Origin of the sequence: Streptomyces sp. GbtcB6 (genome assembly GCF_019091475.1) — a bacterium.
GTDB classification, from domain to species: Bacteria; Actinomycetota; Actinomycetes; order Streptomycetales; family Streptomycetaceae; genus Streptomyces; species Streptomyces hyaluromycini.
In genome coordinates this window covers 40004-62802 of the sequence record NZ_JAGXJL010000028.1, presented here as the reverse complement: position 1 = coordinate 62802, position 22799 = coordinate 40004, and the positions used below count along the sequence as shown (strand labels likewise).

Genomic DNA, 22799 nt, shown 5'->3' with positions numbered 1-22799 from the left:
GTGCAAATTCACCCGTAGGGGTGATCGTGTGACGATGTGCACCCGGATGAGTGAATGGTGTTCGTGGGTCTTGACGGCGTCAGGTGACGCGATCGGAAGGCAAAGCTTGCGGTGCCCGGTACGGCGCCGCACCCCCCGCCCGGACGTAGCGTGAGCCCGTCACCGTATGCCCGCCCCCGCAGCAGCACCGGGAGTCCCAGATGGCCCGCTCCGAAGCCCGCGTCCCCACCGACCGCCCCGCCCGCTACGCCAAGCAGCTGGCCTCGCATCTCTCCCGCCGCTCACAGACCAGCTGGGACGAAGAGACCGGTACCGGCGGCATCGTCTTCCAGAACGGCACCGGCACCCTCACCGCGGCCGAGGGCGCCCTGCTGCTCACCGTGGAGACGGACCCCGAGAACCTCGAACTCCTGGAGAGTGTGGTCGGCCGGCACCTGGTCCGCTTCGGCACCCGTGACGAACTCGTCGTCGCATGGCACCGCGACAACGGGGAGCCGGGCACCACCCAGAGCAACCCCGGGGACCCGATGCCCCACTGAGCGGGCCGGAACTGCCTAGTCGAACTGGCTCGGCAGCGGTGCCGGGGTCTTGCCGGACAGCACGTCCTTGAGGCGCTGGGCGCCGTTCTGGACGGCCAGGGCGGTGCTGTCGTGGTCGACGCCGGACAGGCCGCCGTTGGTGACCGCCGCCCCGGAGGCGCCGACGCGCAGCGCCGCGACGTCCAGAGTGGTCGTGGCGGGCTGCCCGTTCGAGGTGCCCTGGACGGTGACCGTGAGCGCCGCCAGCGCGTCGGCCACCTTGGGCGGTTCCTTGTACTCGACGACCTGCACGGTCCGTTGGCTGCCGTCCGAACCGGTGGCCGTGAACTGGTTGCACTTCTCCGGGAGGCCCTTCAGCCAGTCGATGGTGGCGTCCATCCCGGCCTGGCCGTAGTCCCCGACCTGGTACAGCAGCCGGGAGTTGTCCGAGGTGAAGCCGCGCAGTCCGGAGGCGCCGGTGGCGCGGCCCAGCAGCGTGTCGGAGTAGAGGCTGTCCAGCAGCCGCTGGCAGTCGGCGGCATCGGCCTTGGCCCTGAGGAAGTCGGCGACGTCGACCTTGCCGACCAGCATCTGGTTGCGCCAGGTGGCGGCGTCGTTGGCCAGCTGCCAGTCGTCCTCGATGTCGGCCGGCGTGATCAGCGCCGCCTGCGCGCCCGCTCCGGTGAGGGCGGGGGTCGCCGACGGGGAGGCGGGGCGCTCGGCGGCGGGGGAGACGGCCGCGGCCTCGGGGGAGCCGCCGTCGCCCGAACAGGCCGCCGCCGTGGCGAACAGGGTCCCCGCCGTCAGGGCCGTGGCGAGAACACGCGCGGGTCGGGACGGACGGTTCATCGCGACTGCCTCCTCGGGAACGCGGTACGTCCCTCCACGCCACCACCGCCCGTGAGGGCCGACCACTCGCACGTGCCATTCGGGTGAGCGTCATGATCCGGCCGCCGCGATCCGTACCCGCCGGCTGCCGCAGCGCGGGCACACCGCGTCCGTGAGCGGCGACGGCACGGCCCGGCCGGCCTCGTCGACGTACTCCAGGGTGCTCTGCAGGTCGGGGTCGGCGATCGGGTCGGTGAAGAACACCGCCTGGAAGGTGGCCTCCCAGCCGTGGCCGCACCACCCGCAGTGGAACGCGAAGGTCTCGGGCACGGCGCCGGGCACGGGCCCGGGACCCGGGGGCTCGGTCATCGGTTCCGGCTCCTGTCGCTAGGCCTCCGTCACCCAGCGCACCGCCCCTCCCGCCAGGCGGCAAGTCGGGGCCGGGTGTCCCAGGCGTGGACGCCCCCTTGACGCCGGGCGGAGGCCGATCGACACTCCAGATGGGAATCCTAGTGAAAAGGTAGGGAAAGATGGGTCGCCTGCGCACGCTCACCGGCAGACACCGCCGCGAGAGCCCCGCGCCCTCGGTCGGCCCCCTGCTCACCTCCCGCCGCCACATCGACCTGCTACGGATGTGCGGCGCCACCGGCCGCAGAGGCTGAGCGCCCGATCCCGGCCGTACGGGCCGAGCGTCCACCCGCCAGGGCTCACCAGGACGCACCCGAAACCACTCAGAACCCACTGAACCCACCGACGAACGCTTCCGCCGCGCGTACGTCCGCGCGCCCGCCCGCCCCCGGGGAGACGCATGTCCATCGCTCCACTCGCCGCCCTGCCCGCCGTCCGTACCGCCCCCGCCTTCCGGGGCCGCATCGGCCGGGACGCGCGCAGCGGCCACTACGCCGTGCCGCGCCGCTACCGGCTCCACCTCTCCACCGCCTGTCCGGACGGCCTGCGCATCGCCGTCGGCCACAGCCTGCTGGCCCTGGACGACTGTTGTCCGGTCACCTTCCTGCCCGCGGTCCCGGACTGTCCCGACGGCAGCCATCCGGCGCTGCGCCCGCTGTACGAGGCCAGCGCTCACCGCTACTCGGGACCGGCGCTCGCGCCGGTGTTCAGCGACGACTGGTCCGGCCGTATCGTCAGCACCCACAGCCGGGACATCCTGCGCGATCTGGACCGGCACTTCGGCGACGGCGTCGTCCGGCTCTACCCGTGCGGTGCCGAGGCCGAGATCGAGGCCGTCGAGCGGCTGTGCGCCGAGGACATCGAGCAGGCCGCACAGCGGGCCGGCCGCGAGGGCGGCGACCCCGAGGCGCTGGCGGTGCTGCTCGCCGCCCTGGACGGGCTGGAGCGCCGGCTGACCGGCGTGGAGTTCCTGATCGGCGGTCAACTCACGGCCGCGGACATCGAGTTGTGGGTGACCCTGGTGCAACTCGACACCGTGCACCGCAACCACCTGGACGCCGCCGCCGTGCACGCCATCGCCGGCCACCCGGTGCTGTGGGCCTACGCCCGGCGGCTGGCCGCCCACCCGGCCTTCGGCGCTCACCTCGACCTCGACGGCATCGCCCGCCGCCACCACGGCCGTTGCCAGGGCCTGGAGGCCGCCGGCGCGGCCGTCCAGATCCTGGACTGGGCGGGTCACGCGGCGGACGCTCCCGGCGTTCCACGCAGGTGAGAGCGGCCCGAACCGTTTCGCCAGTCGGACAGGCGTTGACATTCGTTCGGGCAACTGCGTTACTTACGGACCAGAACGGTCAAGAGCGTCAGCGTCAAGCCCTGGCTTGCTGACCGGCAACCCTCGCATCGCGGTGGGGTGCCCCAGGTGACGACCGGACCGACGACGTTTCGGCAAGCGACGATTCGGTAAGCGCGAGGCCCCCAGGGGGCCGGCACGACAGTGAACAGGTGACGGACATGTACGCAGCTTCCAGGACGGCCCAGAGCCGCGCCGTGGGCTGCGTACGCCCGTACCCGAGCCCGCTCGTCGCCGACCGCGCCGTCGACCTGCTCCGTGTCAACAGCGCCCTGTGTAGCGCGTGTACCGCACCGGGCTGTGCCCGCTGTCGGGTCTGACCAGGCCTTTCTTCCGCCGGCTGCCCGCAGCTCCGCACCCCAGCGTTCCCGTCAGAACACCGGCTGCCCGGTGTGTTGCCGTCCGCCCAGCCCCGTGCCCCGCGCGCCTCCGCGCACCCTGCCGTGCCCGAACACGGCAGGGTGCGCGGCCCCCGCCGCGGGACACGTGGGTGTCCGACTCCGCCGGAGCCCGCCATGAGTGAACCCCCAGGCGCCACGATCGCCGCCTCCGAGGCACCCCCCGCTGCCGACGAACCGTCAAAACCCCTCGCCGCACAGCGCGTTCTGCCGCTGCGCAGGCCGGGACGGTGGATCGCCACCGCCGTCGTCCTGGTCCTGGCCGTCCAGTTCGTGCACGGACTGGTGACCAACCCCTTCTACCAGTGGGACCGCTTCGGCTACTGGTTCCTGCGGCCGACGATTCTCGACGGTCTGGTCATCACCCTCGAAGTCACCGCCTACAGTGCGGTGCTGGGCCTCCTCGGCGGCATCGTGCTCGCCCTGGCCCGGCTCTCGAAGAGCCCGGTGCTGCGCGCGGTCAGCTGGACCTACGTGTGGGCGCTGCGTTCCATCCCGCTCATCGTGGTCCTGCTGTTCCTCTACAACTTCAGCGCCCTGTACAAGACGTTGAGCGTCGGAGTCCCCTTCGGACCCGCCTTCTTCTCCTTCGACGAGTCGAAGCTCGCCACCGACATGGTCGTCGCCGTCATCGGCCTCAGCCTCAACGAGGCCGCCTACGCGGCCGAGGTGGTCCGCGGCGGCATCCTCTCCGTGGACCAGGGCCAGCACGAGGCGGCCGCCGCACTCGGCCTGCCCAAGGGCTACCAGTTCCGGAAGATCGTGTTCCCGCAGGCGCTCAGGTCGATCACCCCGAACTACGTCAACCAGCTGATCGGCCTGATCAAGAGCACCTCGCTGGTCTTCTACGTCTCGCTGCTCGACCTCTTCGGCTCCGCGCAGAGCATGGGCTCCACCTACCCAGGGGACATCGTGCCGCTGCTCCTGGTGGTGACCGTCTGGTACCTGATCCTGACCAGCGTCGTCTCCGTCGTCCAGTTCTACGTGGAGCGGTACTACGCCCGCGGCGCCACCCGCACGCTGCCGCCGACCCCCCTGCAGAAACTGCGCACCGGCCTCACCGACCTGCGCGCCCGCATCCGCCGGGAGGCCGCGGTATGACCATCACCGACACCCTGGAGACGGCCCCCGTCGCCCTGGAGATATCCGGCGTCCACAAGTGGTACGGCGCCCACCGCGTCCTCGACGGCATCGACCTGACCATCCGCCCCGGCGAGGTCACCGTCATCCTCGGCCCGTCCGGCTCCGGCAAGTCCACCCTGCTGCGGGTCATCAACCACCTGGAGAAGCCCGAGATCGGCCATGTCAGCGTCAACGGCGAGCCGATCGGTGTGAAGCGGCAGGGCGAGCGGCTGAAGGAGCTCAGCGAGCGCGCCATCCTGGCCCAGCGCAGCCGGATCGGCTTCGTCTTCCAGAACTTCAACCTCTTCCCGCACCTGACCGTGCTGGACAACGTGGCCGCCGCCCCGGTCGCCACCGGAAAGCTCGGCAAGCCCCAGGCCCAGGCCCTGGCCAAGGAACTCCTGGAGCGGGTCGGCCTCGGCGAGCGCGTCGGCGCCTACCCCCGGCAGCTCTCCGGCGGCCAGCAGCAGCGTGTGGCCATCGCCCGCGCCCTGGCCCTGCGCCCCGGCGTGATCCTCTTCGACGAGCCCACCTCCGCCCTGGACCCCGAACTCGTCGGTGAGGTCCTCGCGGTCATCAAGGACCTGGCGACCAGCGGCACCACCCTCGTCATCGTCACCCACGAGATCGGCTTCGCCCGCGAGATCGCCGACCGGGTCGTCTTCATCGACGGCGGCCGGATCGTCGAGCAGGGCCCGCCCTCCGAGGTCCTCGACAAGCCGCAGCACGAACGGACCAGGGACTTCCTCAGCAAGGTCCTCTGAACCGCCGTACTCCCAGACTTCCCCCCACGCCTCATCTCCGCACACCCTCTCAGCGACAAGGAACGGCCATGCCCACCCACCTCACCCGACGCAGCCTGATCAGAGGCATCTCCGCGGCGACCGTCGTCGCCTCCCTCGCCACCGGGCTCGCCGCCTGCGGTGGCGACAGCGACGCGGCCACCACCACCGACGCCAAGACCGGCGAGGTCGTCGTCGGACAGGTCTCCAACGGCGCCGCCACCCAGACCTCGATCAAGGTCTCCGAGGTCAAGTCCATCAGCGCCGAACTGCCCGACTCCGTCAAGAAGAGCGGCAAGCTCGTCATCGGCGAGGGCGCCCTGCCCGCCGGGTTCCCGCCGCTGGCCTTCGTGGGCAGCGACCAGAAGACCCTCACCGGTTCCGAGCCCGACCTCGGCCGGCTGGTCGCCGCGGTCTTCGGCCTCAAGCCCGAGATCGACAACGCCACCTGGGAGAACATGTTCGTCGGCATCGACAGCGGCAAGGTCGACGTGGCCTTCTCCAACGTCACCGACACCGAGGAACGCAAGAAGAAGTACGAGTTCGCCTCCTACCGGCAGGACAACCTCGCCTTCACCGTGCCGAAGAAGAGCACCTGGAACTTCGACGGCAACTACGAGAACCTCGCCGGCAAGACCGTCTCCGTGAGCGCCGGCACCAACCAGGAGAAGATCCTCCTGGAGTGGAAGAAGAAGCTGGAGAGCGAGGGCAAGAAGCTCACCGTCAAGTACTTCCAGGACAGCAACAGCGTCTACCTGGCCCTGTCCAGCGGCAAGATCGACGCCTACCTCGGCCCCAACCCCGGCATCGCGTACCACAACAAGCAGACCGCGAACACGCCCAACGCCACCCGCACCGCGGGCACCTACTCCGGCGCGGGCGCCAGCCTCCAGGGCCTGATCGCGGCCACCGCCAAGAAGGACAGCGGCCTCGCCAAGCCGCTCGCCGACGCCATCAACTACCTGATCAAGAACGGTCAGTACGCCGAGTGGCTCAAGGCCTACAACCTCTCCAACGAGGCCGTCGCCAAGTCCGAGGTCAACCCGCCCGGACTGCCCCTCGACAACTCCTGATCCCTGTCAAAGAGCAAACCTGTCGGTTGAGAAAGGACTTCGCCTCCGTGACTCTCCGGACCGGCCTTCGCGGAGGCGGAGCCCCTCTCGCTCCACGCACGTCCCCGCTCGACAACGCCGTCTGGTCGGCCCTCGCCGGCCCGCACGCCCACCTCGCGGAGCGGGTCGGCCGGGCGGCCCGCTACCCCGACGACGTCTACGCCTACGCCGCCCTCGCCGACCCCACCGACCCGGCAGCCTGGGCCGACCTGCGCACGCTCGTCGGCCCGGGAACGACCGTGAAGATCAAGCCGGTCGAGGAGGCGCCGCCCGGCTGGGAGGTGGTCGGCGGCGGGACGGGCGTCCAGTTCGTGGACACGGCACTCCGGGCCGAGGCCGCCCCCGAGGCGGTACGGCTCGGGCCGGACGACGTGCCCGAGATCCTGGACCTGGTCGCCCGCACCGAGCCCGGCCCGTTCCGCACCCGGACCGTCGAGATGGGCACCTACCTCGGCATCCGGCACCGCGGCCGGCTGATCGCCATGGCGGGGGAGCGGCTGCGGCTCCCCGGCTGGACGGAGATCAGCGCCGTCTGCACCGACCCGGAACACCAGGGCCGGGGCCTGGCCACCCGGCTGGTCCGCGCGGTCGCCGCCGGTATCCGGGAGCGCGGCGACACCCCGTTCCTGCACGCGGCCCCGGGCAACGCGAACGCGATCCGGCTGTACGAGTCGATCGGCTTCACCGAGCGGCTGCGCACCCGCACCCTGCTGGTGCGCAGCCCGGGAACAACCACGGAAACCGGTCTGTTGTGACTCACGACGAGATGTACGCGGAGCAGACCGGGAGGTGCGGGACGTGACACGTGTCCTCAGTCCCAGCCGCCGTACCGTCCTGCACTCCCGGCCGCACATCGACCTCCAGCGCGTGGCCGGCGCGCTCTGTTGTTCCTGACCTGTTGTCCCCGCCGCGCCCTTCTCTTCGGCGCGCTCTCGCACGGACCCCTCAGGAAGGCACCCCTGTGTCCTCATCTCCCGCTTCCCACCTGCACCTCGCCGTCGCCCTGGACGGCACCGGCTGGCACCCCGCCTCCTGGCGCGAGCCGGTCGCCCGCCCCCGTGAGCTGTTCACCGCCGGCTACTGGGCCGACCTGGTCGCCGAGGCCGAGCGCGGTCTCATCGACTTCGTCACCATCGAGGACGGCCTCGGCCTGCAGTCCTCGCACTACGGCGAACTCGACGGCCGCACCGACCAGGTCCGCGGCCGCCTCGACGCCGTCCTGATCGCGTCCCGGATCGCGCCCCTGTCCAGCCACATCGGCCTCGTGCCGACGGTGATCACCACCCACACCGAGCCGTTCCACATCTCCAAGGCGATCGCCACCCTGGACTACGTCAGCACCGGCCGCGCCGGGCTGCGCGTGCAGATATCCGCCCGCCCGCACGAGGCGGACCACTTCGGCCGGCGCGCCTTCCCGCCGATCGACCTGGCGGAACTGCAGTCCCCGGCCGGGCAGGAGCGGCTCACCGAGCACTTCGACGAGGCCGCCGACCACGTCGAGGCCGTGCGCCGGCTCTGGGACAGCTGGGAGGACGACGCCGAGATCCGGGACGCCGCCACCGGCCGCTTCATCGACCGCGACAAGCTGCACTACATCGACTTCGAGGGCCGGCACTTCAGCGTCATGGGCCCCTCCATCACCCCGCGCCCGCCGCAGGGCCAGCCGCTCGTCACCGCCCTCGGCCACCAGACCGTCCCCTACCGGCTGATCGCCCGCCAGGCCGACGTCGGCTACGTCACCCCGCAGGACAGCGCCGACGCCCGCGCGATCGTCGCCGAGATCCGCGCCGAGCAGGAGGCCGCCGGACGGGCCGGCGACACCGTGCACGTCTTCGGCGACCTCGTGGTCTTCCTCGACGACGACCAGGCCACGGCCGCCGCCCGCAAGGCGCGCCTCGACGCCCTCGACGGCGGCGCGTACACGAGCGACACGCGGATCTTCACCGGGTCGGCAGCCGAACTCGCCGACCTCCTTGAGGAGTTCGCCGCCGAGGGTCTCTCCGGCTTCCGGCTGCGGCCCGCCGTACTCGGCCACGACCTGCCGCGCATCACCGGGGACCTGGTCCCCGAACTCCAGCGCCGCGGCCGCTTCCGCACCGCCTACGAGGCGGACACCCTGCGCGGCCTGCTCGGGCTCGCCCGCCCCGCCAACCGCTACGCCGCCGCGACCGCCTGAGCCGGAAGGACCGCACCCGACATGAGCAAGCCCCTGAAGCAGATCCACCTGGCCGCGCACTTCCCCGGCGTCAACAACACCACCGTGTGGAGCGACCCGGCCGCCGGCAGCCACATCGAGTTCAGCTCCTTCGCCCACTTCGCGAAGACCGCCGAACGCGCCAGGTTCGACTTCCTGTTCCTCGCCGAGGGCCTCAGGCTGCGCGAACAGGGCGGGAAAATATACGACCTGGACGTCGTCGGCCGCCCCGACACCTTCACCGTCCTGGCCGCGCTGGCCGCCGTCACCGAGCACCTCGGCCTGACCGGCACCATCAACTCCACCTTCAACGAGCCCTACGAGGTGGCCCGCCAGTTCGCCAGCCTCGACCACCTCTCCGGCGGCCGGGCCGCATGGAACGTGGTCACCTCCTGGGACGCCTTCACCGGCGAGAACTTCCGGCGCGGCGGCTTCCTGCCGCAGGACGAGCGCTACTCCCGCGCCAAGGAGTTCCTCGCCACCGCGAACGAGCTCTTCGACTCCTGGCACGGCGACGAGATCCTCGCCGACCAGGCCACCGGCGCCTTCCTGAGCGACGCCAGGGCCGGCTCCTTCGTGCACAAGGGCGCCCAGTTCGACATCCACGGCCAGTTCAACGTGCCGCGCTCCCCGCAGGGCCGCCCGGTGATCTTCCAGGCCGGCGAGTCCGACGAGGGCCGCGAGTTCGCCGCCTCCGGTGCCGACGCGATCTTCAGCCGGTACGCCACCCTCGACGCCGGCCAGGCCTTCTACACCGACGTGAAGTCCCGCCTCGCCAAGTACGGCCGCCGCCCCGACGAACTGCTGATCCTGCCGGCCGCCAGCTTCGTCCTCGGCGACACCGACGCGGAGGCCCAGGAGATCGCCCACCAGGTGCGCCGCCAGCAGGTCAGCGGGGCGACCGCCCTCAAGCACCTGGAGTTCGTCTGGAACCGGGACCTGTCGTCGTACGACCCGGAGGGACCGCTGCCCGACGTCGACCCGCTGGTCGGCGAGGAGCACATCTCCCGGGGCCGCGCCCAGGTCAGGATGTACCGCGACCCGATCGCCATCGCCCGCGAGTGGCGAGAGCTCGCCGAGGCCAACAAGTGGTCCATCCGCGACCTCGTGATCAACACCGGCAACCGGCAGACCTTCGTCGGCTCCCCGGCCACCGTCGCCCGCACCATCAACGACTTCGTGCAGGCCGACGTCTCCGACGGCTTCATCCTGGTCCCGCACATCACCCCCGGCGGCCTCGACGCCTTCGCCGACACGGTCGTCCCGCTCCTCCAGGAGCAGGGCGTCTTCCGCACCGAGTACGAGGGCACCACCCTGCGCGACCACCTGGGCCTCGCCCACCCGGACGAGAAGCGGAGCGAGCGGGTGGCGTCGTGAAGTTCCTGGCGATCACCCTGATCGTGCACCGGCCGGATCCGGTCACGGGGAGACAGAAGTCCACCCACGAGCGGTTCCGCGAGGTCCTCGACAACGCCGTGCTCGCCGAGGACCTGGGCTTCGACGGCTTCGGGGTGGGGGAGCGGCACGAGCGCCCGTTCATCTCCTCCTCGCCCACCGTGGTGCTCAGCCATGTCGCCGCGCTCACCCGGCGCATCCGGCTCTTCACCGCGGTGACCACGCTGAGCCTGCTGGACCCCGTCCGGGCGTACGAGGACTACGCGACCCTCGACCACCTCTCCGAGGGCCGCCTCGACCTGATCATCGGCAAGGGGAACGGCTCCGCCCAGCGCGAGCTGTTCCATGTCACGCCCGAGGACCAGTGGGACCGCAACGCCGAGAGCTACGAGGTGTTCCGGCAGCTGTGGCGGCAGGACAAGGTGACGGCCAGGACCCGGTTCCGGCCGGAGCTGACCGACGCCGAGGTCTGGCCGCGCCCCTACCAGCGGCCGGTCCGCGTCTGGCACGGCAGCGCCACCAGCAAGGAGTCCGTCGACCTCGCGGCCCGCTACGGCGACCCGCTGTTCTCCGCGAACGTCACCAACCCCGTCGAGCCGTACGCCGAGTTGGTCCGCTACTACCGGGAACGCTGGGAGCACTACGGCCACGACCCGGCGGACATCGCGGTCGGCGCGGGTACCGCGGGCCTCCTGGTGGCGCCCACCACCCAGGAGGCGCTGGCCGCCTACCGCCCGGTGTTCGAGGCGAACCTGGCCTTCTTCCGCCGGGCGGGACTGCCGGTCGTCTTCGAGACCCTGGAGGACTTCGCCGAGCGCAGCTCGGCGCTGATCGGCAGCCCGCAGCAGGTCATCGAGAAAGTGCACCGCTACCACGAGCAGTTGGGGCACACGGTCCTGCATCTGCACGCCGACGCCAGCGGGCTGACGGATGCTCAGCACCGCGACTCGCTGGAGCTGTTCCAGTCGGCGGTGGCCCCGGTCCTGCGCAAGGACATCCCCGACCCGCCGTTCCCGTGGGCACCCGTACACCCGGCCGCCGAGGAGCCCGCACATGTCTGACATCCCGCTCGGCGTCCTCGACCTGGTGCCGGTCCCGAGCGGTGCCACCGCCGCCGACGCCCTGCGCAACTCCGTCGAACTCGCGCAGCTCACCGAGGAGTTCGGCTACGCCCGCTACTGGTTCGCCGAGCACCACCTCAACCCGGGGGTGGCCGGCACCTCCCCCGCGGTGGTCCTGGCACTGACCGCCGCCGCGACCTCCACGATCCGGCTCGGCTCCGGCGCAGTACAGCTCGGACACCGCACCGCGCTGTCCACGGTCGAGGAGTTCGGCCTCCTCGACGCCCTCTACCCGGGCCGCCTCGACCTGGGCCTGGGCCGCTCCGGCGGCCGCCCGCCCGCGGAGAAGACGGAGAGCCCGACGACGACCCCGGTGGTCGACGGCCGGGCACCCAATGGCTTGGTCATCCCGCCCCGCTTCTCCTTCGCCCGCCTCCTCGGCTCCCCGCGGGTCGCGCTCCACCGCAAGCTGCTCCTGCTGCCGAACGCCGAGTCCCAGGACTACGCCGAACAGATCGACGACATCCTCGCGCTGCTCGCCGGGACCTACCGCACCGAGGACGGCGTCGAGGCCCACGTCGTCCCCGGCGAGGGCGCCGAGGTCGAGGTGTGGATCCTGGGCAGCAGCGGAGGCGAGAGCGCCCAGGTCGCGGGCGAGCGGGGCCTGCGCTTCGCCGCCAACTACCACGTCAGCCCGGGCACGGTCCTGGAGGCGGTGGACGGCTACCGCGCGTACTTCCAGCCCTCGGACGTCCTCGACAAGCCGTACGTCAGCGTCTCGGCCGACGTCGTGGTCGCCGAGGACGACGCCGCCGCCCGTGAACTCGCCACCGGCTACGGCGCCTGGGTCCGCAGCATCCGTACCGCCGAGGGGGCCATCCCCTTCCCCACCCCCGCGGAGGCGCGGGCGCACGTCTGGACGGACGAGGACCGGGAGCTGGTCCAGGACCGCCTCGACACCCAGTTCGTGGGCAGCCCGCAGCATGTCGCCGACCGTCTGGAACAGCTCCAGGAGGCCACCGGAGCCGACGAGTTGCTCATCACGACGATCACCCACGACCAGGCCGACCGGGTCCGCTCGTACGAACTCCTCGCGGCGGAATGGCGTCGGCGCTGAGGCTCACACCTGCGCGGCCACCAGCTCCAGCAGCCGGTGGCCCGCCCCGCCCGAGAACCACTCGGCATGGCGGACGTAGTACTCGTACGCCAGCCGGGCGTTCTCCCGTGACCGGGTGACCCCGTGGAAGTAGTCCAGCTCGGACAGGGCGAACTCGGCGTGCACGAGGGGCAGGAGGACGGGCAGGGCAGCCGATTCGGCGGCGGTGAGCGGGCGCACCGACTGGTATCCCCGCAGCAGTTCGATCGCGTGCTTCTCCTGGACCGGGCGGTCGGGGTCCAGCCACTGCACGGTGTTGCGTTCCAGGGCCGTGGCCAGGTCGTGCACCGCGGTGGTGCGGTCGCTCATCCCGAAGTCCAGGACCGTGGCGACCCGGCCGTCCTCGTCCCAGAGGAGGTTGGAGGCATGCCAGTCGTTGTGGGTCCACAGGGGAGTGAGACCCGGGAGGTGCGGGGCCAGGCGCTCGTGGAGCGGGAGCAGCACGCGATGGGTGTCCTCCCGCCAGGGGAAGTCCGCCAGCGCCCTTTCCAGCCGCGGGCGTTCGGCCAGGTAGGTCCGCAGTGCCGGCCAGGGGTCCGGGGCCGCGAACACCGTGAAGGAGGCGACCAGCGGCTGCGGCGAGCGGCGCGGTGCGGCGAAGCCCTCCGCCGCCAGGTGCAGCCGGGCCAGCGCCTCGCCGGCCGCCCGGGCATGGGCCGTATCCAGGAACGGCGACCAGGACAGCGCGTCCCGGTACAGGTCCGTGCCGGTCCCGGCCGAGTGGACCTCGTACGTCCACTCGCCGTGCTCCGCCAGGTCCAGGACCTCCACCACGGGCGCCCCGCGTTCGCGCAGATGGCGCAGGAAGGCGTGCTCCTCCGCGAGACCCTTCGGGGTGCGTACGGTGACATGGTGCCGTTTCACGAACAGCCGCCGTCCGTCCCGCTCCACGACGGCCGCCGCCGACAGCGGGCGCGGGCTGCGCCACACCACCCGGGCCGGACCGGTCACGGCCGTGACCTCGGCGTCGGTCAGCGGCGGCCAGTCCGGCTCGACCGGCTCGGTGCCCAGGCCGTGGGCGAGATGTGAACTCACGGCGTGCTCACCGCCGTCGTGCCGCGCAGGGAGTCCAGGATCCGGCGTTCCGTCGCCGCGAACCCGGGTGCCGTGAAGTCGTCGGCGCCTCGTGGCCGGGGCAGCGGGACCTCGACCCGGTCCACCACCGTGGCCGGGCGCGGGGACAGGACGTGGACGGTGTCGGCGAGCAGCACCGCCTCCCGGATGTCATGGGTGACCAGGACGACCGTCCAGCGGTGCCGCTGCCACATGCCGGCCAGCCACAGCTGCATCTCCGTGCGGGTCAGCGAGTCCAGTGCGCCGAACGGCTCGTCAAGCAGCAGCACCGGCCGCTCCAGGACCACCGTGCGCAGCAGCGCGGCCCGCTGCCGCATGCCTCCGCTGAGCTGGGAGGGGTACGCCTTCTGGAAGCCGTCGAGGCCGAAGTCGGCGAAGAGCGCGCCGGCCCGCGCCCGCGCCTCCTTCTTCCGCACGCCCTGTGCCTCCAGGCCCAGTGCGGTGTTGTCCAGGACCGTCCGCCAGGGGAACAGCAGGTCCTTCTGCGGCATGTAGGCGACCTTGCCGGAGGCCACCCCGGCCGGCTCGCCCTCCACCAGTACCCGTCCGGAGGTCGGCAGGTCGAGCCCGGACACCAGGTTGAACAGGGTGCTCTTGCCGCTGCCGCTGGGGCCGATGACGGCGGCGAACTCGCCTGGTTCCACGGTGAGGTCGAGGTCCCGCAGGACCTCCAGCGAACCGAAGGACTTGCCCACGCCCGCGATGCGCAGACTGCTCATTTCCCGGCCTTCCGTTCCCAGGGCAGCACCAGCCGCTGCAGCAGATAGGTGGCCCCGAACAGAGCGATGCTCAGCGCGGCGGTCACGGCCACCGCCGCGAACACCAGGTCGGTCCGGAACGCGCTCTTCTGGGCCTGCATGTAGATCCCGAGCCCCGACTCGGCGCCCGCGTACTCGGCGAACACCGCGCCGACCACGGCATAGGTGATGCTCACGCGCAGCCCCGCGAAGAAGTACGGCATCGCGCTCGGCACCCGCACCAGCCGGAACGCCCGCCAGCGCCCGGCGCCGAGTGAGCGCAGCAGCCGCATGGCCTCCCGGTCGGTCGCCGCGAAGCCCGCGGCCAGGTTGGCGGCCAGCGGGAAGAACGTCGTCAGCGTCACCACCAGCATCTTGGGCAGCAGCCCGAAGCCGAACCAGATGATCAGCAGCGGGGCGACGGCCACGATCGGGATCGTCTGCGAGGCGACCAGGAGCGGGTACAGGCCCCGGCGGGCGGCGGCTGAGAAGTCCAGCACCACCGCCACCAGCCAGGCCGCCGCGAACGACAGCGCGAAACCGAGCAGCGTCTCCTGGAGCGTGGGCAGCGTCTGGTCCCACAGGTCCTGGCGGTTCAGCCAGCCCTGCTCCGCCACCCGGGCGGGGGAGGGCAGCGTGGTCGGGTCGACGCCGGCCGCCGTCACGTACAGCTGCCAGCCGCCGACGAGCACGGCGAGCACCAGCAGGGGCGGCCACAACGACCGCAGCACGGGCTTCACTTGGCGGCCGGGAGGTAGGCGTTGGTGAAGAATGCCGCGGTGTCCGGCGCCTTGGTCAGCTTCTTGCCGTTCGCGTCGACGAGCAGCCCGGCGCCGTACTCGAAGTCGGCGAACGCCTTCCAGCGAGCCGCGCTCTGGGTGCCGACGGAGCCGTCGGCGCCCTTGTAGTACTCCTTGGCCAGCAGCTCCGAACTCTCCTTCACCAGCTTGGTGTTGGTGAGCACGCTCTTGTTGGCGGCGATGAGCAGGTCGGCGGCCCGGTCGGGGTTCTCGGCCGCGTAGCGGTACCCCTTGTCGACGGCCGCGAGGAACTTCTTCGCCACCACCGGGTTCTTCTTCAGGAACTGGTCGGAGGACGCGATCAGCGTGGAGTAGATCGCCGGGAAGCCGTAGTCGGAGAGCTGGAAGTCCTTCAGCGGCTTCCCGCTGAGCTTCGCCTCCAGGCCCTCCCAGGTCGGCATCGGCATCGCGAAGTCCGCCTTGCCGGCGTACAGCGCGGCGTACGCCGAGGTGTTGAGGGTGACCTGCTTGAAGTCGCCCTGGCCGCCCGCGTTCTTGATCACCTTCTGCAGCAGCGGCTTCTCGTACGGGGCGCCGAACCCGGCGTACGTCTCGCCGTCGAGGTCCTTCGGCGAGCTGATGTCGGTGCGGTCGGCGCGCACCGAGACGGTCACGTCCGTCTTCTGCGTGACGGCGTAGACGGAGGTGATGTCCTGGCCGGCCGCGCGGGCCGTGGTGACACCCTCCTGGTAGGAGATGCCGAAGTCGGCCTTGTGGCTCGCGATCAGGGTCTCGGGCGCGGTCGAGCCGTAGGGCACGATCTTCAGATCGATCCCGGCGTCCTTGAACCAGCCCTTGGCCTGGGCGACGTAGATGCCGGTGTGGTTGGTGTTGGGGGTCCAGTCCAGGGCCAGGGTGACGGTGGTGGTGCCGTCCTTGGCGGCCGCCGTGGAGTCGGCGTCGGCCGAGCAGGCGGTGGTGACGGCGAGGAGGGCCAGGGCGGCGAGGGCCGGCAGCGCGGTGCGGCGGAGCATGGTGGAGGGTCCTTCGTACGGGGGAGGGGAGTCGGGCGGCGGTGCGGGGCGGTCAGGCCCGACACAGCGCGCTGTCCACCCGCTTGAAGTCGACGGCGAGCCGCCGGGTGAGCAGGGTCATGCGGTCACGTCCAGCAGGCTGTTGGTGAAGGACCGGTTCCAGTCGTGGTCGTGCGCGATGGCGCCGTTCTCGGCGAGCCAGTGCGCGTAGGGGCCCATCCGGCCCTCGTCGATCACGCCCCAACGGCCCTGCGGGTCCGTCCACGTCGGCGCGATCAGGGCGAGGGAGCGGGCGATGAGCGGACGCGGGAAGTACGGGATGACCCGCTCCAGCATCTCCAGCGTGGCGTCGGGCTCGTGGGCGGCGGTGGCGTATCCGCGGGCCGTCACGGCCAGGAAGTCCCGCACCAGGGAAGGCTGTTCGTCGAGCAGTCGCTCGCTCGTGCCCAGCAGATAGCTGTGGTAGCGGGGTGCGCCTATCTCGTCGACCGGCCAGGTCAGCCGGCTGTGCTCGGGCAGGTCGCCGCGCAGGGCGTCCCAGGACCAGTAGTTGCCGAAGGTCGCGTCCGCCTCGCCCGCCTCGATGTCGTCCACCGTGAGCTCGCGGCTGCCCGCGTCGACGGTGATCACCGTGTCCGGGTCGCCGCCGTCCGCCGCCACGAGATGGCGGACCATGGCCCGGCCGCGCGGGGTCGGGTTGTAGGCGAGACGGCGGCCCGCCAGGTCGCGGGGGCGGGTGATACCGGTCGAGGTCGTGGTCTGGATCGCCTCCAGACCGCGGTGGTTGACCGCGGCGACGGCCACCAGCGGCTGGCCCAGCGCCGCCCGGCGGGCGAGCAGCCGGTTCGGCGGGAAGATCCCGAAGTCCACCTCGCCCCGGGCCAGGTACTCCAGCGTGTCCCCGCGCCCCGGGTCCTGCACCACCAGCTCGACGTCCAGGCCCGCGGCCTCGTACCCGTCGCGGGCACGGGCGACGTACAGACCGGCAGAATTCGGCCATGGATGGAAATAGTCGAGCATGACCCGGATATGCGGCATGGGGGAACTCCGAAAGCGGTGCGCGGAGACGCGCGGAGGCGAGCGGGGTGGAGGAGGTGAGGGGGGCGGCGGTCAGCGGGACCGGCGACAGCACGTGCGACGACAACAGGAGCGGGCGGCGTGCTGGAACACAAGGGGCCGCGGCTCGACTGCTGTGGACACGTGAACTCCTACGCGGGGCGCATGGCGCTGCTGGTGCGGTCGGCGTCCCCATGGGGACCGTGTCCGCCGGCGCGGCGCACGGATCCCAGACGCCCTCTCAGCCCGGTCGGGGAGGGGCTCCCGCGTAGATGGCCGAAACCATAACCGCAGCTCCCGCATCCTGTGCAAGTGGCATCCGGAATGTGGGACGAGACTGCCCGATCAGTGAGACGTGAAGGTCACGGGCGTACGATCGCCCGCCATGACCACCCTGCTGCCCGGCCCCCTCGTCGACGACACCTGGCTCGCGACCCACCTGGACGACCCCCGGCTGGCCATCCTCGACGCCACCGCGCTGCTGCCCTCGCCCCGCCATGACGGTGACCACCGCTCCGCCTCCGGCCGCGCCGGCTGGGCCGAGCGCCACGTCCCCGGCTCCCGCCATGCCGACCTCACCGGTGAGCTCTCCGACCCCGGTGCGCCGTACCACTTCGCCGTCCCGGCGCCGGACGCGCTCGCCGCCGCGCTGGCCCGGCTCGGCGTGGGGGAGGGGACCGAGGTCGTCGTCTACGACACCGGCGGCGGAATCTGGGCCGCCCGGCTGTGGTGGATGCTGCGCGCGATCTCGGTTCCGGCCGCGGTGCTGGACGGCGGCCTGGCGGCGTGGGAGGCGGCGGGGCGGCCGGTGACCGCGGGGGACCGCGTCCCCGGGCCCGCCGCCGTGCCGGTGACACCGGTGCCGAGGCCCGGGCTCTGGTCGGACATCGAGGAGGTGGCGGCGATCGGCCGGGGGGAGCGGCCGGGGGTGCTGGTGTGCGCGTTGCCCTCCGGGGGGTACGCCGGGACCGTGCCGGGCCGGTACAGCCGGCGGGGGCACATACCGGGGAGTGCCAGCCTGCCCGGGCGGGAGCTGCTGGACGATGCGGGGCGGGTGCTGCCGGTGGGCGAACTCGCCGAGAAGGCGCGGGCGTTGGGGGACGTCTCGCCTGTGGTCCTGTACTGCGGCGGGGGGATCTCGGCGGCGGGGGCGGCGCTTGCGCTCACGCTGCTGGGCCGCGAGGACGTGTCCGTGTACGACGGTTCGCTTGAGGAATGGTCCAAGGACCCTTCGCGACCGCTGGAGTTGGGCGGCTAGCGGGCGGGGTGACTCGGTGCACTGCCGGGTGCGGGTGCGTCGTGGCCGGTCGCGCAGCTCCCCGCGCCCCTGGGGCGCGTCTTGCCTGGCACGTGCGCAACTGACCGATGTGGAGTGGGAGTTCATCGAGTCGTGCCTGCAGGTCGGCAAACATGGCCCTACCCGGTGCGGCTGCGGCAGCGGTTTCGGTGGCCCGCTGCCGCCCGGGGAGTGGGGATGGTGCGCCACCGGCGCGGCGTCGGCCCGCGGGCTCAGGCGAGGGCGGCGGCCAGCAGGGCGAAGGCGGCGATGATGACGGTGACGCGGACGTAGTGGAAGCGGTCCCAGCGGTTCATCTGCTCCTTCCAGTCCTCGGGCCGGTTCTCGGGGGTCCACGTCTTGCCCCGGTTGTTGATCGGGACGAGCAGCAGGATCGACATGATCACGCTCACGATCAGCAACGCGGCGGCGGTGACGACGAGGCCGGCGCCGGGGTGGTGCCATCCGGCGACGGCCCAGACCGCGCTCAGGACGAGCGAGCCGATGTACCAGAACGGCATCACGGCGCCGAGCATCCGGCCCCCGTGGGCGCGGCCGAGTTGGCCACTGTCCTCGGGGAGGGCGTTGAAGATCCGGTTCATGACGAAGGCGACGGAGAACTCCACCCCCACCATCACGCCGACGACCACGGTGGTGAAGACCTCAAGTGCGGTGAGCATCATGACCCTCCCTGGGTTCTAGCGTTGCTAGCTGATGAGGCAACGCTAGTGCTACTGACGCTCGGATGTCTAGCGGTGCTAGGATCGAATCATGTCGGTACAGGAACGCAAGGAGCGCGAACGGGCGGGGCGCGAGCGCCTCATCTTGGCGACGGCCCGCGAACTCGCCGAGCAGCAGGGCTGGGACGCGGTCACCACCCGCAGGCTCGCCGAGCGCATCGAGTACAGCCAGCCCGTCCTCTACAGCCACTTTCGCGGCAAGCGCGAGATCATCGGCGCCGTCGCCCTCGAGGGCGCCGCCGAGATGGCCGCGGCGCTGCGGGCCGCGGCCTCCGCCGCGGACGGTCCGCGCGCCCGGGTCACCGCCCTCGCCCGCGCCTACCTCGACTTCGCCGAACGCAACCCGGCGGTCTACGACGCCATGTTCCAGCTCGACGGCGGCCTGGCGTTCGCGCAGGAGGACACCCCGGAGCCCCTGAAGGACGCCTTCGCCGCCCTGCTGGAGAACCTCGGCGAGGTCGCCGGGGACGGCGTCCACCCGGGACTGTTCACCGAGGTGTTCTGGGCGGCCCTGCACGGGCTGGCGACCCTGACCCGGGCGGGACGGCTGCCGCCGGGGGACGCCGAGCGGAGGACGGAGCTGCTGGTGGACCGGCTCGCCGTGGTCTGACACACGGCGCGGCCGCAGATCGCCGAGCCCCGTACCTCGGACGGGGCGCCCGCCCCGGAAGCTGCGGTGCTCATTGATCACGACCCGATACGGGCCCTGGGTGGGTATGTGCGGCGTTTCCGGTACGGCCGCGGCACGTATCCCTCCCCCGAAGGTTACGTGCCGCGACCGCTTCCCCCGGCGCCGGACAGTGGTCCGACCTCCGCGTCGCGGTCGTGTGCCGGTGTCACCAGCACATGACCGCTGTCTCCCCCGATCCCCACGTGGAGTGGAGACGGACGCGGACGAAGTAGCGGCGGCCCTTGACGAGCCGGACCCTGATCCTGGTGTTGTGCGGGGTGCCCCCGTCGTCGTGGCCGGCGAGGTAGCGCGGTTCCCCGTCGCGCTCCTCGAAGACCACGACGACGGAGTCGCTCTCTCCGAAGGTGCCCACGCTGTAGACGCGGGTCTCCGGCGGCTCCACGGCGAAGTCGGCCTGCCCGCCCGGCCCCAGGCTGAGCGGCGCCGAACGGAACGGCACCAGCACGGCCGGCGGATCGGCGGGCGGGTACCAGCGGAGCACGAACTCCTTGTCGGCCGGGGACAGCGACCCCGGCGGGTAGAGACCGCTGTGGTAGTGCTCCGGCTCCAGGATCAGCCCCGGGCCGAAGGGGTACTGCATCACGGACTGCGGGTCCCACACCGAACCGTTGGACTCGGCCGGGTCCAGCCTGCGCAGGATGTTGAAGTCCGTGCGGTCCCGGCTCCAGTGGTTCGGCGGTCCGGCGAGGTCGGCGTAGACCGCCTCGTCGTCCCAGTGGACGCCCGCGAACGGGCTCTGGTGCTCGTGCTGCATCCCGAGCGCGTGCCCGATCTCGTGCAGGGCCGTCCAGCGCCCGCCGGGCTCGGTCAGGTCCCAGCCCAGGTTCATCGTGCGGTCGCCCGCACCCACCGAGAGCGCGTCCCGGCCCACCGCCGACCAGGATCCGTCACCCAGCTGGAAACCGACCCGCAGCTCCGCCTCGCGCCGGTCGAAGACCTCGGCGAACATCACCCCGATGCCGAGGTCCTGCCACTCCCGGAAGCACTCGCGCACCACGTCCCGCTGCTCCTCGGCACCGGCCCACGGCACCCGGCGGGTCTCCCCGGTCCCCGGGACCGGGATCACCGAGGCGTCGGTGCCGGCGTCGAAGAAGTAGTAGTGCAGAGCCGTGCCGTTGACCCACATCCGCCGCCCGCCGACGAGCGCGCCGAGCCGCTCGGCGGCCAGTCCCGGCGCGAACGCGGGGGCCGACTGCCGCGGAAGCGAGCAGTAGCGTCGGGTCATGCGCCCAGACTGCCGTTCGACCCGACCGGACGCCTGAGTCGGAAGCTACTCAAGTCCCCCTGTATCAGAGCTGAGTAACGCGACTCATACTCACGTGACGACTTACGAACGGGATGCGCGAACCCTCGAACTGCCCTGGTCGTTCACCGGCCGGGAGGACGAACTGGAGCTGGTCAGGCGGTCGTCGGTGGCAGGACGGCAGGGTGTCGTGGTGACCGGCCCGGCCGGCATCGGCAAGACCCGGCTGATCACCGAGGCCGTCGGGGGCACCGACTGCGTCCGGGTGACCGGCACCCCCGAGACCAGCACCCTCCCGTTCGCGGCGTTCGCGCATCTGCTCTCCGACCGCGTCTCACTGCCCGGCGCGGTCCGGCACCTGTCCGGGGTACGGCTCCTGGTCGTCGACGACGCCCACCTTCTCGACGAGGCCTCGGCCGCCCTCGTCCACCAGCTCGCCGTGCACGGCCGCACCCGGCTCGTGGTGGCCGCCGCCGACCCGGCACCCCTGCCCGGCGCCGTCGCCCGGCTGCGGACCGGCGAACTCCTCACCCACCTCGCCCTGGAACCGCTGCCGTACGACGAGACCGACCGGCTGCTCGCCGGCGGCGGCCTGGAACCGCTCACCGTGCGCAGGCTGCACCGGGTGTGCCGGGGCGATCTGCGGCTGCTGCGCGACCTGCTCGGCGCGCTGCGCGAGTCCGGTCCGCTGACCCGGGTCCCGGACACCGGCGAGTGGGCCTGGCGCGGCCCGCTGCCGCTCACCGCGACCGTACGGGACCGCATCGCACCCCTGCTGGACCGGCGGGGCCCGGGAGAGCGCGACACCCTCGAACGCCTCGCCTTCGCCGAGCCGTTGCCGCTCCACCTCGACGACGGCCTCGATCTCGCCGTTCTCGAACGGCTGGAGACCGACGGCCTGATCCACGTCGACGACCGGGGCGCGGTCCGCCTCGCCCATCCTCTGCACGGCCCCGGGCTGCGCGCCTCGGCGGGCCGGCTGCGGGCCCGCCGGCTGGCCCGCACCCCTGACCAGTGCGAGCCCGCCCTGAAGGACGAGCAGGAGCAACTGGAAGAACGCATCGAGCTGTTGGACGTACGGGAGGTGCCGGCCCCGGTGGGGGAGTGGCTGGCGTCGGGAGGCCTGCCCGTACCGGCTGGGTACGCGGCCGTGCGTGCCCGGTACTCGTGGCTTCGGGGGGAGCTGCGAGAGGCGGCGGCGTGGGCGAGGGAGGGACTGCGGGCGGCGCCGGGCGACGCCGCCTGCCGTACCGAACTCGCCCGTGCCGCCGCTGAGTCGGGGGAAGGTGCCGTAGTGCGCGGGGACGGGGGTCTCGCGCACTACGGCACCGTACGGCTCGGGGAGCCCGAGGGGGCCGCGGGAGCCGTGCGGCGGCTGGACGGCGTGCTCGCGCGGCACGCCGAGGCCCTCGCCCGCGGCGACGGACCCGCCCTCGACCGGGCGGCCGAGGCGCTGGCGGAGCGCGGCCTGCTGCTGTTCGCGGCTGAGGCCCACGCCCAGGCCGTCCGCGCCCACCGCGACCCGCGCGCCGCGCGGATGTCCCGCACCCGCGCGGTCGCCCTCGCCCGCCGCTGCCAGGGCGCCCGCCCCCCGGCCCTGGCCGGCCTGGTGCTCGGCGAACTCACCGCCCGCCAGCGCCAGATCGTCACCCTCGCCGCCTCGGGCCTCAGCAACCGGCAGATCGCCGAGCAACTGACCCTGTCCGTACGGACGGTGGGCAACCACCTCTACAGCGCCTACACTCGCCTCGGCGCGAGCGACCGCGCGGCCCTGCCGTGGCTGGTGGAACAGCCGGACCGGCAGTCGGCCTGAGCGCTCCGCTGGAAGCGCCGCGATGTGCCGTCTGCCGTCTGCGGCGCCGTTGTGGCTGGTCGCGCAGTTC

At 72.1% G+C, this 22799-nt stretch carries 24 protein-coding genes and 1 riboswitch; of the genes, 15 read left to right on the top strand and 9 right to left on the bottom strand.

The features are described from left to right. The first annotated feature begins 200 nt into the window (after positions 1–200). Positions 201–539, top strand: a complete 339-nt coding sequence (locus KVT45_RS36230) for a DUF2218 domain-containing protein (RefSeq protein ID WP_217553413.1) — start codon at positions 201–203, stop codon at positions 537–539. A 15-nt stretch (positions 540–554) separates the two neighbouring features. Here the strand turns inward: KVT45_RS36230 and KVT45_RS36225 are convergent, their stop codons facing one another. Both KVT45_RS36225 and KVT45_RS36220 read right to left on the bottom strand, forming a co-directional pair. Beyond that, a complete protein-coding gene (locus KVT45_RS36225) occupies positions 555–1367 on the bottom strand; it encodes a hypothetical protein (RefSeq protein ID WP_217553412.1) in 813 nt (270 codons plus the stop codon). 90 nt (positions 1368–1457) lie between these two features. Beyond that, complete coding sequence (locus KVT45_RS36220; protein ID WP_217553411.1) at positions 1458–1715, bottom strand: hypothetical protein; 258 nt, start codon at positions 1713–1715, stop codon at positions 1458–1460. Between the two features lie 161 nt (positions 1716–1876). Here KVT45_RS36220 and KVT45_RS57815 point away from each other — a divergent pair, with 161 nt between their 5' ends. From KVT45_RS57815 to KVT45_RS36175, 11 genes are all read left to right on the top strand, one after another. Further along, positions 1877–2008 carry a hypothetical protein gene (locus KVT45_RS57815; protein WP_302832609.1) on the top strand — a complete coding sequence of 44 codons (132 nt, stop codon included), beginning with the start codon at positions 1877–1879 and terminating at the stop codon, positions 2006–2008. A 146-nt stretch (positions 2009–2154) separates the two neighbouring features. Next, on the top strand, positions 2155–3027 hold the full coding sequence (locus KVT45_RS36215) for a glutathione S-transferase C-terminal domain-containing protein (protein ID WP_217553410.1): 873 nt from the start codon (positions 2155–2157) through the stop codon (positions 3025–3027). Between the two features lie 77 nt (positions 3028–3104). After that, a riboswitch (SAM riboswitch) is annotated at positions 3105–3228 on the top strand. A 392-nt stretch (positions 3229–3620) separates the two neighbouring features. Continuing rightward, positions 3621–4604 carry an amino acid ABC transporter permease gene (locus KVT45_RS36210; RefSeq protein WP_217553409.1) on the top strand — a complete coding sequence of 328 codons (984 nt, stop codon included), beginning with the start codon at positions 3621–3623 and terminating at the stop codon, positions 4602–4604. Beyond that, a complete protein-coding gene (locus KVT45_RS36205; protein WP_217553408.1) occupies positions 4601–5389 on the top strand; it encodes an amino acid ABC transporter ATP-binding protein in 789 nt (262 codons plus the stop codon). Before KVT45_RS36210 ends, KVT45_RS36205 begins: the two co-directional genes overlap by 4 nt. A gap of 68 nt (positions 5390–5457) precedes the next feature. Then, complete coding sequence (locus KVT45_RS36200) at positions 5458–6480, top strand: ABC transporter substrate-binding protein (RefSeq protein ID WP_217553407.1); 1023 nt, start codon at positions 5458–5460, stop codon at positions 6478–6480. Positions 6481–6527: 47 nt separating this feature from the next. Continuing rightward, positions 6528–7274, top strand: a complete 747-nt coding sequence (locus tag KVT45_RS36195) for a GNAT family N-acetyltransferase (RefSeq protein WP_217553406.1) — start codon at positions 6528–6530, stop codon at positions 7272–7274. 43 nt (positions 7275–7317) lie between these two features. Further along, on the top strand, positions 7318–7413 hold the full coding sequence (locus KVT45_RS58510; RefSeq protein WP_350785419.1) for a putative leader peptide: 96 nt from the start codon (positions 7318–7320) through the stop codon (positions 7411–7413). A gap of 67 nt (positions 7414–7480) precedes the next feature. After that, on the top strand, positions 7481–8695 hold the full coding sequence (locus KVT45_RS36190) for an LLM class flavin-dependent oxidoreductase (RefSeq protein WP_217553405.1): 1215 nt from the start codon (positions 7481–7483) through the stop codon (positions 8693–8695). Between the two features lie 21 nt (positions 8696–8716). Then, entirely contained in the window at positions 8717–10090 is a 1374-nt protein-coding gene (locus tag KVT45_RS36185) for an NtaA/DmoA family FMN-dependent monooxygenase (protein WP_217553404.1), read from the top strand. Then, positions 10087–11169: an LLM class flavin-dependent oxidoreductase gene (locus KVT45_RS36180; RefSeq protein WP_217553403.1), complete on the top strand. Its 1083-nt coding sequence runs from the start codon at positions 10087–10089 to the stop codon at positions 11167–11169. Before KVT45_RS36185 ends, KVT45_RS36180 begins: the two co-directional genes overlap by 4 nt. After that, entirely contained in the window at positions 11162–12286 is a 1125-nt protein-coding gene (locus KVT45_RS36175; protein WP_217553402.1) for an MsnO8 family LLM class oxidoreductase, read from the top strand. The genes KVT45_RS36180 and KVT45_RS36175 overlap by 8 nt, the downstream gene beginning before the upstream one ends. Positions 12287–12289: 3 nt before the next feature. On the opposite strand, the gene KVT45_RS36170 is transcribed toward KVT45_RS36175, so the two are convergent. The 5 genes from KVT45_RS36170 to KVT45_RS36150 form a co-directional block, all read right to left on the bottom strand. Next, the gene (locus KVT45_RS36170; protein WP_217553401.1) at positions 12290–13360 is read right to left on the bottom strand and encodes a phosphotransferase; all 1071 of its coding nucleotides are present in this window, start codon (positions 13358–13360) and stop codon (positions 12290–12292) included. Beyond that, on the bottom strand, positions 13357–14118 hold the full coding sequence (locus tag KVT45_RS36165; RefSeq protein WP_217553400.1) for an ABC transporter ATP-binding protein: 762 nt from the start codon (positions 14116–14118) through the stop codon (positions 13357–13359). Before KVT45_RS36165 ends, KVT45_RS36170 begins: the two co-directional genes overlap by 4 nt. Beyond that, the gene (locus tag KVT45_RS36160; RefSeq protein ID WP_308310966.1) at positions 14115–14867 is read right to left on the bottom strand and encodes an ABC transporter permease; all 753 of its coding nucleotides are present in this window, start codon (positions 14865–14867) and stop codon (positions 14115–14117) included. The genes KVT45_RS36165 and KVT45_RS36160 overlap by 4 nt, the downstream gene beginning before the upstream one ends. A 5-nt stretch (positions 14868–14872) precedes the next feature. Continuing rightward, positions 14873–15910 carry an ABC transporter substrate-binding protein gene (locus tag KVT45_RS36155; protein WP_217553398.1) on the bottom strand — a complete coding sequence of 346 codons (1038 nt, stop codon included), beginning with the start codon at positions 15908–15910 and terminating at the stop codon, positions 14873–14875. A gap of 117 nt (positions 15911–16027) precedes the next feature. After that, on the bottom strand, positions 16028–16948 hold the full coding sequence (locus tag KVT45_RS36150; RefSeq protein ID WP_217553397.1) for an ABC transporter substrate-binding protein: 921 nt from the start codon (positions 16946–16948) through the stop codon (positions 16028–16030). A 403-nt stretch (positions 16949–17351) separates the two neighbouring features. Here KVT45_RS36150 and KVT45_RS36145 point away from each other — a divergent pair, with 403 nt between their 5' ends. Further along, complete coding sequence (locus KVT45_RS36145; protein WP_217553396.1) at positions 17352–18224, top strand: sulfurtransferase; 873 nt, start codon at positions 17352–17354, stop codon at positions 18222–18224. A gap of 251 nt (positions 18225–18475) precedes the next feature. Here the strand turns inward: KVT45_RS36145 and KVT45_RS36140 are convergent, their stop codons facing one another. After that, positions 18476–18922 carry a DUF1772 domain-containing protein gene (locus KVT45_RS36140; RefSeq protein WP_217553474.1) on the bottom strand — a complete coding sequence of 149 codons (447 nt, stop codon included), beginning with the start codon at positions 18920–18922 and terminating at the stop codon, positions 18476–18478. Between the two features lie 91 nt (positions 18923–19013). On the opposite strand from KVT45_RS36140, the gene KVT45_RS36135 reads away from it, so the two are divergent. Next, positions 19014–19592 carry a TetR/AcrR family transcriptional regulator gene (locus KVT45_RS36135; RefSeq protein WP_217553395.1) on the top strand — a complete coding sequence of 193 codons (579 nt, stop codon included), beginning with the start codon at positions 19014–19016 and terminating at the stop codon, positions 19590–19592. A 226-nt stretch (positions 19593–19818) separates the two neighbouring features. Here KVT45_RS36135 and KVT45_RS36130 read toward each other — a convergent pair whose 3' ends face one another. Continuing rightward, positions 19819–20898 (bottom strand): M12 family metallopeptidase, encoded by a 1080-nt coding sequence (locus KVT45_RS36130; protein ID WP_217553394.1) that lies wholly within the window; start codon positions 20896–20898, stop codon positions 19819–19821. Positions 20899–20992: 94 nt separating this feature from the next. Here KVT45_RS36130 and KVT45_RS36125 point away from each other — a divergent pair, with 94 nt between their 5' ends. Then, on the top strand, positions 20993–22729 hold the full coding sequence (locus tag KVT45_RS36125; protein WP_217553393.1) for a LuxR C-terminal-related transcriptional regulator: 1737 nt from the start codon (positions 20993–20995) through the stop codon (positions 22727–22729). Positions 22730–22799: the final 70 nt, after the last annotated feature.

Excerpts from the sequence above, each read along its gene's own strand:
- KVT45_RS36230 (WP_217553413.1), top strand. The coding sequence starts at position 201 with ATGGCCCGCTCCGAAGCCCGCGTCCCCACCGACCGCCCCGCCCGCTAC.
- KVT45_RS36135 (WP_217553395.1), top strand. The coding sequence starts at position 19,014 with ATGTCGGTACAGGAACGCAAGGAGCGCGAACGGGCGGGGCGCGAGCGC.
- KVT45_RS36165 (WP_217553400.1), bottom strand. The coding sequence starts at position 14,118 with ATGAGCAGTCTGCGCATCGCGGGCGTGGGCAAGTCCTTCGGTTCGCTG.
- KVT45_RS36140 (WP_217553474.1), bottom strand. The coding sequence starts at position 18,922 with ATGCTCACCGCACTTGAGGTCTTCACCACCGTGGTCGTCGGCGTGATG.
- KVT45_RS36130 (WP_217553394.1), bottom strand. The coding sequence starts at position 20,898 with ATGACCCGACGCTACTGCTCGCTTCCGCGGCAGTCGGCCCCCGCGTTC.
- KVT45_RS36145 (WP_217553396.1), top strand. The coding sequence starts at position 17,352 with ATGACCACCCTGCTGCCCGGCCCCCTCGTCGACGACACCTGGCTCGCG.
- KVT45_RS36225 (WP_217553412.1), bottom strand. The coding sequence starts at position 1,367 with ATGAACCGTCCGTCCCGACCCGCGCGTGTTCTCGCCACGGCCCTGACG.
- KVT45_RS36185 (WP_217553404.1), top strand. The coding sequence starts at position 8,717 with ATGAGCAAGCCCCTGAAGCAGATCCACCTGGCCGCGCACTTCCCCGGC.
- KVT45_RS36150 (WP_217553397.1), bottom strand. The coding sequence starts at position 16,948 with ATGCCGCATATCCGGGTCATGCTCGACTATTTCCATCCATGGCCGAAT.
- KVT45_RS36215 (WP_217553410.1), top strand. The coding sequence starts at position 2,155 with ATGTCCATCGCTCCACTCGCCGCCCTGCCCGCCGTCCGTACCGCCCCC.
- KVT45_RS36205 (WP_217553408.1), top strand. The coding sequence starts at position 4,601 with ATGACCATCACCGACACCCTGGAGACGGCCCCCGTCGCCCTGGAGATA.
- KVT45_RS36175 (WP_217553402.1), top strand. The coding sequence starts at position 11,162 with ATGTCTGACATCCCGCTCGGCGTCCTCGACCTGGTGCCGGTCCCGAGC.
- KVT45_RS36200 (WP_217553407.1), top strand. The coding sequence starts at position 5,458 with ATGCCCACCCACCTCACCCGACGCAGCCTGATCAGAGGCATCTCCGCG.
- KVT45_RS36220 (WP_217553411.1), bottom strand. The coding sequence starts at position 1,715 with ATGACCGAGCCCCCGGGTCCCGGGCCCGTGCCCGGCGCCGTGCCCGAG.
- KVT45_RS57815 (WP_302832609.1), top strand. The coding sequence starts at position 1,877 with ATGGGTCGCCTGCGCACGCTCACCGGCAGACACCGCCGCGAGAGCCCC.
- KVT45_RS36155 (WP_217553398.1), bottom strand. The coding sequence starts at position 15,910 with ATGCTCCGCCGCACCGCGCTGCCGGCCCTCGCCGCCCTGGCCCTCCTC.
- KVT45_RS36210 (WP_217553409.1), top strand. The coding sequence starts at position 3,621 with ATGAGTGAACCCCCAGGCGCCACGATCGCCGCCTCCGAGGCACCCCCC.